Below are 12329 nucleotides of genomic sequence, written 5' to 3'. Positions count from 1 at the left end.
TAGCAAGGCGGCGGCTCGGGTAATCTGGCCTTGTTCCGGTGGTGGTTCGCCGCTGAACCTTCCCGGCCGGGCCCGGCGGGAAACAACCGGTTTCTGTCGGTGCCGCATGGCACCATCACGGTCATGACCCGCGCCGAAGCGGGCAGGGAACGAGGGGAGTTTCGACGTGACCGATCACCAGCGCACATCCGAAGCAGCGCGTAAGTCCTCGGGCGTCGTACCGGTGCTGTTCAGCGCCAGCGCGGAGGCCCACGACGACGCCGTCGTCGCCGCCGAGCGCGACACGACCTGGCGGTCGCCGTTCAGCTCGGAGGGGTTGCGCCCGGCGAGTGGCGAATAGCTCACCCTGTCCGGGTGACGACGGGTTGTCCGCCCTGCTCAAGGTGTGCTTTACTGCCCATGGTCTCGATTTTTGTGTTCGTGTTGAGTCACGCTCGCAGATATCAGCGGGCGTAGTGTCTCCTCGCCGAGGAAGCAAACCGTCCCCGTGTTGACCCGGGGCGCCGAAGTGGCTTCCCGTTTTTGTGGTTGCATATGGAGATTTTGATGACTCAGGGCACTGTGAAGTGGTTCAACTCCGAGAAGGGGTTCGGCTTCATCACCCCCGACAACGGTGGCGGCGACGTCTTCGTTCACTACAGCGAGATCCAGGGTAACGGCTTCAAGAGCCTCGAGGAGAACGCTCGCGTCGAGTTCGAGATCGGCCAGGGCCAGAAGGGCCCGCAGGCCACGTCGGTCACCGTGATCTGACTTTGATCTTGGGAAAGGGCCGTCACCCGTTCGGGGTGGCGGCCCTTTTCGTATGCTGCGCACCATGATCGAGCACGGTTACGCCGTCTCCGGGATGAGCTGCGGGCACTGCGCCCAGTCGGTCACCGAAGAACTCACCGGTCTGCCGGGAGTGACCGAAGTGGACGTCGACGTCGCGACCGGCCGCGTGGTCGTTCGCGCCGAAGGTCCGCTGGTGGAGGACGACGTGCGGGCCGCGGTCGAGGAAGCCGGCTTCTCCTACGAGGGCGCGGCGAGCCTCGTCTCGTAGTTCTTCGCCGAGGGTTGACCTCGGTTCGTTCTTCTCCGCCGGGGTGACATCCAGGTTGGACAGTCCACTGGAGATCGGAGCCGGTGTGATCTTCGGCTCAGAACGCCAGCGGCCGCCGACGTGACACGCGCGCCGCGGACCGGCCGCGGCTGCGCGGCGGAATGACCAGGCGGTGAGCCTGGCTGGGCAGTGGAGTAACGGCTGCGCGATCCGTCGGCACAGCGCTCGGAGGCAAGTGGTCGCCGGCTTGATGCGGCTAGTACGGCACGCGACGCGGAGGGCACGCCTGCTCGATTCGGCTCGCGCAGTACTCGGGCGCAGTCGGCTCACCTGCTCACTCCGGTCGGCGCAGCGCATGGGGCGCCCACCTCGATCCGGCCGGCACTACCGAGTGGCCGAGCCACCGAGCGACCAAGGTCGAGCCGCCGAGCCACCGAGCGGCCAGCCACCGAGCGGCCAAGCGACCAAGGTCGAGCGACCAAAGCCGAGCGGACCGGCAAGCTCCTGTGAACACTGCAACGCCCTGCAACCCTTCCCTTTCGGGCCGCTACGGAGTCTTCTGTTCTCCGGTGCGGTGACAGGAGGTCAGGTTGGGCGAGACGGTGGCGGGGATCGTCGCGAATCCGGCTTCGGGGCGGGACATCCGCCGGCTGGTTGCGCAGGCTTCCGTGTTCCCCACCGCGGAAAAGGCGAACATGGTCCAGCGGCTGCTGGCCGCCTTCGCGGTTACCGGCCTTGATCGGGCCCTGGTCTCCACTGATCTCGGGGGCATTTCCGCTGCTGTGCTCAAAGCTCTCGGGCGCGGGGGGACCTGGCCGACCGTCGACTTCTGTGCCGATGATCCCATCACCGGGACCGCCGCCGATACGACCAATGCCGTGCGCCGGATGGTCGAGGCCGGGGCTGGGGTCATCGTCGTGCTCGGTGGGGATGGCACCGCTCGCGTTGCCGCCGCCGCCTGCGAAGACGTTCCGATCCTCGCCCTCTCCACCGGGACCAACAACGCCTTCCCGCAGATGCGGGAGGCGACCGTCGCCGGGTTGGCGGCCGGGCTGATCGCCTCCGGGCAGGTCGATCCCGATCTCGTCACGCACCGCGTCAGCGTGCTCGAAGTCGTCACCAAGGCTCGCCGGGAGATCGCGCTCGTCGATGTCTGCGTCTCGTCGAGCCGGCACATCGGGGCTCGGGCGCTGTGGGATCCCGCCTCGCTCACCGAGCTCTACTGCACCTTCGCCGAACCCGATGGCATCGGCCTCTCCAGCGTCCCGGGGCAGCTCTGTCCGAGCCCGCGCTCCAGCCCGGACGGCGTCGCGCTGCAGCTCGGGCCCGTCGACGAGACGCCCTACGTCGTGCACGCGCCCATCGCGCCCGGGCTCGTGCGGCCTGTCGGGGTGCGGGGGTGGGGCGTGCTCAAACCCGGGATGCGCGTCGAGCTGGCCGCGTCCGGTGGGGTCATCGCTCTGGACGGCGAGCGCGAACTCGAGCTCAAGACCGGCGAAAGCGCGTTCGTCGAGCTCAAGCCGGACGGGCCGTGGGTCGTGGACGTCCGGGCGGTGATGGCGGAAGCGGCGCGGAAAGGGCTGTTGCGCACGGAAACCGAACTGGGGAAGGAGCGTCGAAGATGACGGACACCCTGCGGGAGGCGTATCGCGTGATGCGCACCATCCGAGCGTTCGAAGAGCGGGTGCACGACGAGTTCGCGACGGGCGAAATCCCCGGGTTCGTGCACCTCTACGCCGGTGAGGAAGCGTCCGCCGCAGGGGTCTGCGCCCACCTCGACGACCGTGATGCCATCGCCAGCACCCACCGCGGCCACGGTCACGGCATCGCCAAGGGTGTCGACGTCAAAGCCATGATGGCCGAGATCTTCGGCCGCAAGACAGGATCCTGTCACGGCAAGGGTGGCTCGATGCACATCGCCGACCTCTCGAAAGGCATGCTCGGCGCCAGCGGCATCGTCGGCGGCGGCCCGCCGCTCATCTGCGGCACCGCCCTCGCCGCCAAGCAGCAGCACACCGGCGGCGTCGGCGTCGCCTTCTTCGGCGACGGCGCCGGCAACCAGGGGACGACGCTCGAGGCGCTGAACCTCGCGTCGGTCTGGGACCTCCCCGCCCTCTTCATCGCCGAGAACAACGGCTACGCCGAAGCGACGTCGAGCACCTGGTCCGTCGCTTCGGACAACATCGCCGACCGCGCCGCCGGGTTCGGCGTGCCGGGCGTGATCATCGACGGGTTCGACTTCTTCGCCGTCCACGAAGCCGCGGGGGAGGCCATCGAACGCGCCCGCGGCGGCGGTGGCCCGACGCTCATCGAGGTCAAGTTCAGCCGCTGCTTCGGGCCCTTCGAGGGCGACCAGCCGGCCTATCGGGCTGGCGAAGCCGCGGACGCGCGCGAGAACCTCGACTGCCTCAAGCGGTTCCGGGAACGCGTCACCGACAGCGGTGAGCTGCCCGGACAGGTCCTCGACGACATCGACGCCGAAGTCGCGAAGCTCATCGAAGACGCCGTCGCCGAGGCGAAGGCCGCGCCGAAACCCACGAAAGAAGACCTCGAGACCGACGTCTACGTGTCCTACTGAGGAGCGCACGGCATGGCCAGGACGATCAGCTACCGCGAGGCGATCACCGAGGCGCTCAGCCAGGAGATGGAGCGCGACGAGTCGGTCATCGTCATGGGGGAGGAGAACGCCGGCGGCCCGGGCGGCGTCCTCGGCGTCACGAAGGGGCTCTTCCCCAAGTTCCCCGGCCGCGTCCTCGACACGCCGATCTCCGAGTCCGCTTTCGTCGGCGCGGCGATCGGGGCCGCGACGCGCGGGCAGCGGCCCGTCGCGGAACTGATGTTCATCGACTTCATGGGCGTCGGCTTCGACCAGATCTTCAACCAGGCGGCCAAGTTCCGGTACATGTTCGGCGGCAAGGCCCGGACGCCCGTGGTGATCCGGACGATGTACGGCGCCGGGCTGCGGGCCGCCGCGCAGCATTCGCAGTGCCTGTACCCGATCTTCACGCACATCCCGGGCCTGAAGGTCGTCGTGCCGTCGAGCCCGTACGAGGCGAAAGGCCTGCTCATCCAGGCCATCCGCGACGACGACCCGGTGATCTTCTGCGAGCACAAGGCCCTCTACGACACCAGCGGCGACGTTCCCGAGGACAGCTACACGATCCCGTTCGGCGAGGCCAACGTCGTGCGCGACGGCGGCGACGTCACGATCGTCGCCTTCGGGCGGATGGTCGCCGTCGCGGAAGAAGCCGCGAAAGAGCTGGCCGCCGGCACCATCGAAGCCGAGATCATCGACCCGCGCACCACCAGCCCGCTCGACACCGGCACGATCCTCGAAAGCGTCGGGAAGACCGGACGCCTGGTCGTCGTCGACGAGGCCTCGCCGCGCTGCAACCTCGCCACGGACATCTCCGCGCTCGTCGCGAAGGAGGCGTTCGGCGCCCTGCGGGCCCCGATCGAGATGGTGACGCCGCCGCACACGCCCGTCCCGTTCTCCGACGCGCTCGAGGACCTCTACCTCCCGGACGCGCAGAAGGTCTTCAACGCGGCGAAGGCGGTCGTGGAGTACCGGCGATGATCCGGCGCGAGCGGAAGCACCTGAGCGCGCGGTTCGCCGACGCGCAGGCCATCGACGCAGCTCGGCTGATGTCCACAGTGGACTTCCTGTCGCCCTACCACGCGGACGTCCACCTCGAAGCTCAGGGCAGCGCGATCACCGGCTGACCCGCCCGCCTCCGGTGGCTCTTGGCCCCGCCGGAGGCCGCGAAGGGCTCTTCGCCGGCACCTCCCCGGCCGGCGAAGAGCCCTCGGCGAGATTGTCGCCACCTTCCGATCAGCGGACCGAAAAGGCAGACTGAGGAGGCAGAGCGCAAGGAGCGGCGGTTGGGGCAGCGAAACCTCGAGGCAGCGTTGCCTGCCGGGGCGGACCCCCGGCGGTACGCCCGCGTCCTCGCCCAGGTGCACGAGGCGGCCCTGACCGGCCAAGACGGGCCCAGCCGGCCGCGGCCGGTGATCGACGCGTCCTGGCAACGCATGCGCCGCCTCGGCATGGATCCCGACAGCCGGTCCGCCGCGCCCGTCCTGACCGTCGAAGAGCTGGAAGCGCGCCGCCGCACGAGCGGGCTGGCCGAGGCGCTGCCGACGCTGCGCGGCGGTCTGATCAGCCTGGCCGAGCAGGCCGCGCACATCATGGTGATCGTCGACGCGGGCGGCAAGGTGCTGTGGCGCGACGGCAGTGCCGCGGTCCGCCGCCGCGCCGACGGGCTCGGGTTCGTCGAAGGCGTCGACTGGCAGGAAGAAGCCGTCGGCACCAACGCGATCGGCACCGCGCTGGTCACGCGCCGCCCGGTCCAGATGTACGCCGCCGAGCACTACGTCCGCGCGCACCACTCCTGGACGTGCGCCGCCGCGCCGCTGCACGACCCGCGCGACGGCAGGCTGCTCGGCGTCGTCGACCTCTCCGGCTCGGCTTCGACCGTCCACGCGACGACGTTGGCGCTGGTCGACGCCGTGACGCGGCTCGCGGAGTCCCAGCTGCGGACCACCCACCTCACCGAGCTGGAACGGCTCCGGGGCTTCGCCGTCCCGGTGCTCTCGAAGGTCGGCGGGCAGGCCGTCGTCGCCGACGAGCACGGCTGGGTCGCCGCGGCGGCCGGCCTCGCGCCGGTCGACCGGATCTCGCTGCCCGCGAACCTCGCGCCCGGCGGGGTCTGGCTGCCGGCGTACGGCCACTGCGCGGTCGAGCCCGTGCCCGGCGGCTGGCTGATCCGCCCCACCGAGAGCGATGTCGCGCCGCCGACGCGCGTCGTCCTCGACGTCCGGTCGCCGCGCGAACCCGAGCTGACCGTGGCCGGTGCGTCCGGGACCTGGACCCACCGGCTCAGCCCGCGCCACGCCGAGATGCTGTACGTGCTGGCCAGCCACCGCGGCGGCCGCTCGGCGTCCGAGCTGTCGTCGGACCTGTTCGGCGACGCGGGCCGCACGGTCACCGTCCGGGCCGAGATGTCCCGGCTGCGCCGCCACTTCGGCGGGATCCTCGGCGCGAAGCCGTACCGCTTCGCCGACGACGTCGAAGTGCTGGTCCGGCGCCCGCCGAGCCCCGAAGAGGTGCTGCCGCACTCGCTCGCCCCCGCCATCCGCGGCTGATCACGCCCGGGAAGAGGGGGGACGTGCCGAAACGTCCCCTGCTGCCGGACACCATCGCGCCCAGCTGGCTCGCGGCGCTCACCACCGTCAGCGTCGGCGTGATCCTCGGGACCGGCCTGCTCGACATCGCGCTGGCGGTGACCGCGCACCTGGTCGCCGGGCCCTCCTTCGGTGCGGCGCTCGCGGACGCCGCCGTGATGCTGCTGCTCGTGCTCGTCGGGCTCAACCGGCGCCAGTACGAAGTCCAGGCCAACCAGGCGGAGGCGCTGCTGGAGCAGACCCGGCTCGCGCAGGCCGAACACGCGCGCGCCGCCGTGCTCGGCGAACGCACGCATCGCCCGCGGGATCCACGACGTCCTGGCGCTTTCCCTTGGCGCGCTGGGGGTTCAGCTCGAACTCGCCGAAGCGCTGCTCGCCGAACGGTCCGATGTGGACGGTGCGCTGCGCTCGGTCCGGCGGTCGCGGCGGCTGGCCGCCGACGGGCTGGCCGGGGCGCGCAACGCCGTTGCCGCGCTTCGGCGGGACGTCCCGCCGCTGGCCGAAGCGCTCGCCGCGGTGGCCGCCGAGCACGCCGCCGACCACGGCGTCGACGTCGGCTTCGCCACTGGCGGCGAGGTCCGGCCGCTGTCGTCGCGCTGGTGGGCGTCGCGCGGGAAGCCCTGATCAACGCGGGCAAGCACACGTCCGGATGCGGCTGGAGTACACGACGGCGGAAGTCCGGCTCGACGTCCGCACCAAGCTCGGCGAATTCACTCGGACGAGTGAAGGTTTCGGGCTGGCCGGCATGCGCGAGCGGCTCGCTCTCGCCGATGGCACGCTGGAATCGGGCGAGGACGACGGCTACTGGTGCGTACGCGCCGAAATCCGAAGCTGACCGGCCGCACGAGATCACGTGCTGGTGACGGCGGGTGGTGCCTGTGCCCGCACGTGCGGCGACTCGGCTACCTTTCTCCGGGTACGGCTAAACAGCAGCTTTTCGGGGGTTCCGGGTGGCGAAGCCCCCGGCTGGGGCGGAGCCCCGGAAGGCACGGGGAGGAATCGGGGATGACCACCACTGCGACGGCCCCGGGTCCCACGGCGCCCGCGCCGGGACCCCCACCGTCGCCACCGGACGGCCGCGACCGCCCCGGGGGCCGCAGTGGCCTCCTCGGCCTGCTGGACCTGCCGGGCCAGGGGGTGCGCGCGATCATCCGGTCGGCCGCGACCACGCCGGGCCGGCTCACCGTGATCGCCGTCGGGCTGGTGCTGCTGGCCCTGGTCGCCGGGCTGGTCGCGACGCTGTCGGTGCAGGACCGGGACGACACGATCAGCGGCGTCATCGACCACCGCGAGCCCCTCGCCGCCGCCGCGCAGCAGGTCTACAAGTCGCTCTCGGACGCCGACGCGACCGCGGCGAGCGCGTTCCTCTCCATCGGCACCGAGCCGCCCGAGCTGCGGTCGCGCTACGAGCGTGACATCGCCGAAGCCGGCGCCGCGCTCGCGAAGGCCGCTTCCGACTCCTCCGACGTCGCCGGCGCGGCCGGCCCGGTCGACGTCCTCAACCAGTCGCTGCCGGTCTACTCCGGGCTCGTCGAAACCGCCCGCGCGAACAACCGCCTCGGCTACCCGGTCGGTGCCTCCTACCTGCGCGAGGCGTCCGAGCTGATGCGCGCGAAGATCCTGCCCGCCGCGCAGGACCTCTACCGCGTCGACACCGCGCGGCTGGTCGAGGAGCAGAACAGCGCCACCGGGTTCCCGTGGCTCGCCACGATCCTCGTGGTCGCGTTGCTCGCCGCGCTGATCGCGGCCCAGGTCTACCTGACCCGGCGGACGAACCGGCTGCTCAACGTCGGGCTGGTCGTCGCGACGGCCGCCGTCGTGGTGTCGCTGCTGTGGGGCGCGGTCGCCCTCGTCGTGCAGGGCAGCCTGGTCGGCAGCGGCCAGGACGACGGTTCGCACCGCGTCGACGTCCTCGTCCGCGCGCGGATCGCCGCGCTGCAGGCCCGCGCCGACGAGACGCTGACGCTGGTCGCCCGCGGCGACGGCGCGGCGTACGAAAAGGACTTCGGCGCCAACGCGGCCCAGCTGGTCGGCCCGGACGGCCAGGGCGGCCTGCTCGGCGAAGCCCGCGGCCTGATCACCGGCGGCGATGGCGCCGCGAAGGTCGCCGACGCGACGAAGGCCGCGAACGACTGGATGAAGGCGCACAAGCAGGTGCGCGACCAGGACAACGCCGGCGCGTACCAGGAAGCCGTCGACGCCGCGGTCCTCGAGGACAAGACCGACGGCTCGGCGCCGGCTTTCCGCCGCCTCGACGACAGCCTCCAGGCGGCGATCGACGTCGGCAGGCAGGAGTTCCTCGACGACACCCACGGTGGCGAGGCCGCGCTGACGCTGCTCGCGCCCGGCCTGGCCGTGCTCGCCGTCGTCGCCGCGGCGGGTGTCACCATGGGGATCCGGGAGCGACTGAGGGAGTACCGGTGAGCAGGCGGGGGAACACGGTCCGGGCGGGTGCGCTGGCGGTCGCCGCGCTGCTGCTGGCGGCCTGCGGCAGCCCGGGGAAGCCGGTCGACCCGGCCCCGGTGAGCAACGCGGCCTGGCCGCAGCCCGCCCACGTCGGCGGCCCCGACTCGACCGCCGGCGGCGCCACCGACACGAGCTGCGACCCCCTGGTCAGCCTCGCGCCGAACGGCACCGGCATCCCCGACGGCTCGACGATGGCGAAGATCAAGGAACGCGGCAAGCTGATCGCCGGCGTCGACCAGACGACCTACCTGTTCGGCTTCCGCAACCCCACGACGGGCAACCTCGAGGGCTTCGACATCGACATGGTCAACGAGATCGCCCGGTCGATCTTCGGCTCGCCGGAGGGCCGCGTGCAGTTCCGCGCGATCCCGTCGTCGCAGCGTGAAGACGTCCTGACGCAGCACCAGGTCGACATCGTGGTCCGGACCTACAGCATCACCTGCAAGCGCCGGGAGTCGGTGCAGTTCTCTTCGGTGTACTACGTGTCCGGGCAACGGATCCTGGTCACGAAGGAGTCGAAGGTGACCAAGCTGGCCGACCTGAGCGGCAAGCGGATCTGCGCGGCGAAGAAGTCGACGTCGCTGGCGAAGATCGCGACGGACCCGTCGAAGCCGGTGCCGGTCTCGGTGGACAACTGGTCGGACTGCCTGGTGATGCTCCAGCAGGGCCAGGTCGACGCCGTCTCGACCGACGACACGATCCTCGCCGGGATGGCCGCGCAGGACCCGACGCTGAAGGTCGTCGGCGACCAGTTCACCCAGGAGAACTACGGCATCGGCGTGCCGAAGGACAACGAGGACATGGTCAAGTACGTCAACGCCGTGCTGGACAAGATCCGCGGCAGCGACGCGTGGCAGAACAGCTACCGCCGCTGGGTGGAGCCTTCGCTCGGCCCGGCGTCGCCGCCGTCACCGAAGTACAAGTGAGCCGGTCGCGGCTAGGATCGATCTCCGCACGCCGGTGGGGATCTGGGAGGTAGCAGTGTCGGAGGAGCCGCGCCGTCCTCGGCACGCCGCACCGGACGAGGAGCAGCAGGTGGCGACGCCGAGCTGGCAGCCACCGCCACCGGTGCGGTGGGAGACACCGGAGCCGTCGATCTCGGGCCGCCTAGACGACGGTGAGCCGCCCCGCCGCGACCAGCCCCCCGTCCGCCGCCCGCCGACGCCGCCGCGCGGCCAGCCGACGGTCGTGCGCGGGACGATCCCGGGTGCGGACGACCCCACGCGCCCGCCGGGCAGCATGAACCCCGTCCTACCGCCGGTCCAGGCGACTCAGGTGGTGCAGCCCGCGACGCAGGCGATCCGCCAGGACCCGAACGCGCCGCAGCCGACGAGCGTGCTCGCCGCGCCGGCGCCGGAGACCCAGAGCATCATGCCGCCGGCGCCGCGGCCGGACACCGGGCCGGACGCCCCGCTGCCGGACCCGGGCACCGAAAGCGTGCTACCCGAACGCACCAGCGAAGGCCGGCACACCGGGACCGGCACGGGAACCGGCAGCGGCTCGGGCTCCGGCTCCGGCGCGTTCCCGGGTACGGGCCGGCGGACGTCGTCGCGGACGTCACGCTCGCGTCGCGGCCGGCTCGGCGCCGGGCTCGTCGAGGTCCCGGCGGTCCCCGCGCGCGACCCGGCGTCGGCGGTGCTGACGAACCCGATGGTGTCGGAGGAAAAACGGTTCTGCGGCAGCTGCAGCGCCAAGGTCGGCCGGGGCAAGGACGGAAAACCCGGTTCGCCGGAAGGAAAGTGCGAAAACTGCGGTGCGCCGTTCTCGTTCGTCCCGAAGCTGGAGCCGCACGAGGTCGTCGGCGGCCAGTACGAAGTCCTCGGCGCGATCGCCTACGGCGGCCTGGGCTGGATCTACCTGGCGCAGGACCACAACGTCAGCGACCGCTGGGTCGTCCTCAAAGGACTGATCGACACCGGTGACCAGACGGCGATGGCGGCCGCGGCCAACGAGCAGCGGTTCCTCGCCGAGGTCGAGCACCCGAACATCGTCAAGATCCACAACTTCGTCCAGCACCCGGACGCCCACAGCGGGACGACCGTCGGCTACATCGTCATGGAGTACGTCGGCGGCCAGTCGCTGCGGCAGCTCGCGCTCGCGCACCACCGCGAGAGCCGGCGTCCGGAACCGCTGCCGATCGGCCAGGTCATCGCGTACGGGCTGGAGATCCTGCCCGCGCTCGGGTACCTGCACAGCCAGAACCTGCTCTACTGCGACCTCAAGCCGGACAACGTGATCCAGACCAACGAGCAGCTGAAGCTGATCGACCTGGGCGCGGTCCGGCGGATGGACGACTACGAAAGCCCGTTGTTCTTCACCACCGGCTACAGCGCGCCGGAGCTGGCGAAGCAGGGCGCGTCGGTGGCGTCGGACCTGTTCACCGTCGGGCGCACGCTCGCCGTGCTGAGCTTCGAGTTCACCGGCTACACCACCAAGTTCAAGACGACCCTGCCCGGCCCGGACGCGGTCCCGCTGTTCGCGCTCTTCGGTTCGTACTACCGGTTCCTGCGACGGGCGACGCACGCCGACCCGGACCGGCGGTTCCTCTCCGCCGAGGAGATGGGCGACCAGCTGACCGGCGTGCTGCGCGAGATCATGGCGCTCGGCACCGGCAAGCCGCGGCCCGGCGCGTCGACGGTGTTCGGCCCCGAGAGCCGCACGTTCGGCGTGCAGCTGGTGGTGCCGGAGGCCGGCCGGAACGTGCCGCTGCCCGGCGCGGACGAGGTCGTCGCCGGCCTGCCGATCCCGCAGGTCGACACGGACGACCCGGCGGCGGGCGTGCTCGCCACGACGACCGCGCTCGAGCCGCGTGGCGCCATCGAGGCGCTGGCCGGCGCGCCGCGCGAGTCGATCGAGGTGCGGCTGCGGATCGTGCGCGCCCGGATCGAGCTGGGCGAGCTGGCCGAGGCGCAGCGGCAGCTGCAGGCCGGGCAGTACCTGGCGATCAAGAACGGCTTCCCGCACGACTGGCGGATCGACTGGTACCGCGGCCTGATCGAGCTGGCCGGCGGGCGGTCGCGCGTCGCGCAGGTCGCGTTCGAGTCCGTGTACGACGACCTGCCGGGCGAGATCGCGCCGAAGCTCGCGCTGGGGATCAGCGCCGAAGGCGTCGGCGACTACTTCGCCGCGGCGCGGTTCTACGAGCTGGTCTGGCGGACCGACCGCTCCTACGTCAGCGCGGCCTTCGGCCTCGCGCGGGTGTACCTCGCGCAGGGTGCGCGCAACAGCGCGGTGGAGGTGCTGGAGACGGTCCCGCCGTCCTCGACGCACTACGTCGACGCGCAGGTCGCGGCGATCAGGATCAAGACCACGGCGACCAAGGCGAACGGCCGCGAGACGCCGGTGACCGAGCACGACCTGCTGGACGCGTCGGCCCGGCTGGAGCGGCTGCGGCTGGACCTCGAGCGCCGGACGCGGCTGTCCGCCGGGGTGCTCGAAGCCGCGCACGACTGGCTCAAGCAGGGCAAACCCACGCCGGGCGCGCGGGTGCTGGGGTGTTCCCTGGACGAGCGGGAGCTGCGGCTCGGGCTCGAGCGCTGCTACCGCGCGCTGGCGCGGCTGGCGGGCACGGTCGACGAGCGCGTGAAGCTGGTAGACCGGGCGAACGCCATCCGCCCCCGCACCCTGACCTGAGCGTTCA

The 12329-nt window shown here is 71.5% G+C and carries 13 protein-coding genes; all 13 read left to right on the top strand.

What is annotated here, in order from left to right; translation table 11 throughout:
- Nucleotides 1-166: 166 nt before the first annotated feature.
- Nucleotides 167-340 (top strand): hypothetical protein, encoded by a 174-nt coding sequence (locus ABZ342_RS27410; RefSeq protein ID WP_196425844.1) that lies wholly within the window; start codon nucleotides 167-169, stop codon nucleotides 338-340.
- Between the two features lie 206 nt (nucleotides 341-546).
- A complete protein-coding gene (locus tag ABZ342_RS27405) occupies nucleotides 547-750 on the top strand; it encodes a cold-shock protein (RefSeq protein ID WP_013222289.1) in 204 nt (67 codons plus the stop codon).
- Between the two features lie 64 nt (nucleotides 751-814).
- Entirely contained in the window at nucleotides 815-1039 is a 225-nt protein-coding gene (locus ABZ342_RS27400) for a heavy-metal-associated domain-containing protein (RefSeq protein WP_360478580.1), read from the top strand.
- A gap of 590 nt (nucleotides 1040-1629) precedes the next feature.
- Nucleotides 1630-2664: an NAD(+)/NADH kinase gene (locus ABZ342_RS27395; protein ID WP_155548633.1), complete on the top strand. Its 1035-nt coding sequence runs from the start codon at nucleotides 1630-1632 to the stop codon at nucleotides 2662-2664.
- A complete protein-coding gene (locus ABZ342_RS27390) occupies nucleotides 2661-3617 on the top strand; it encodes a thiamine pyrophosphate-dependent dehydrogenase E1 component subunit alpha (RefSeq protein WP_360478575.1) in 957 nt (318 codons plus the stop codon). The genes ABZ342_RS27395 and ABZ342_RS27390 overlap by 4 nt, the downstream gene beginning before the upstream one ends.
- 12 nt (nucleotides 3618-3629) lie before the next feature.
- Complete coding sequence (locus ABZ342_RS27385; RefSeq protein ID WP_360478572.1) at nucleotides 3630-4616, top strand: alpha-ketoacid dehydrogenase subunit beta; 987 nt, start codon at nucleotides 3630-3632, stop codon at nucleotides 4614-4616.
- Entirely contained in the window at nucleotides 4613-4762 is a 150-nt protein-coding gene (locus tag ABZ342_RS27380; protein WP_360478569.1) for a hypothetical protein, read from the top strand. The genes ABZ342_RS27385 and ABZ342_RS27380 overlap by 4 nt, the downstream gene beginning before the upstream one ends.
- A gap of 159 nt (nucleotides 4763-4921) precedes the next feature.
- Complete coding sequence (locus tag ABZ342_RS27375; RefSeq protein ID WP_155548637.1) at nucleotides 4922-6184, top strand: helix-turn-helix domain-containing protein; 1263 nt, start codon at nucleotides 4922-4924, stop codon at nucleotides 6182-6184.
- Between the two features lie 333 nt (nucleotides 6185-6517).
- Complete coding sequence (locus tag ABZ342_RS27370) at nucleotides 6518-6847, top strand: histidine kinase (RefSeq protein ID WP_360478718.1); 330 nt, start codon at nucleotides 6518-6520, stop codon at nucleotides 6845-6847.
- Between the two features lie 25 nt (nucleotides 6848-6872).
- The gene (locus ABZ342_RS27365) at nucleotides 6873-7058 is read left to right on the top strand and encodes a hypothetical protein (RefSeq protein ID WP_360478566.1); all 186 of its coding nucleotides are present in this window, start codon (nucleotides 6873-6875) and stop codon (nucleotides 7056-7058) included.
- 170 nt (nucleotides 7059-7228) lie between these two features.
- Entirely contained in the window at nucleotides 7229-8647 is a 1419-nt protein-coding gene (locus tag ABZ342_RS27360) for a hypothetical protein (protein WP_155548639.1), read from the top strand.
- Entirely contained in the window at nucleotides 8644-9615 is a 972-nt protein-coding gene (locus tag ABZ342_RS27355; protein ID WP_196425845.1) for a glutamate ABC transporter substrate-binding protein, read from the top strand. The genes ABZ342_RS27360 and ABZ342_RS27355 overlap by 4 nt, the downstream gene beginning before the upstream one ends.
- Nucleotides 9616-9670: 55 nt before the next feature.
- Nucleotides 9671-12322 (top strand): tetratricopeptide repeat protein, encoded by a 2652-nt coding sequence (locus ABZ342_RS27350; protein WP_360478561.1) that lies wholly within the window; start codon nucleotides 9671-9673, stop codon nucleotides 12320-12322.
- Nucleotides 12323-12329 lie beyond the last annotated feature (7 nt).

It is taken from the genome of Amycolatopsis sp. NPDC005961 (assembly GCF_040629235.1).
GTDB lineage: Bacteria > Actinomycetota > Actinomycetes > Mycobacteriales > Pseudonocardiaceae > Amycolatopsis > Amycolatopsis camponoti.
Note: the sequence above shows the minus strand (reverse complement) of the source record. Positions and strands in the feature narration are given on the sequence as shown.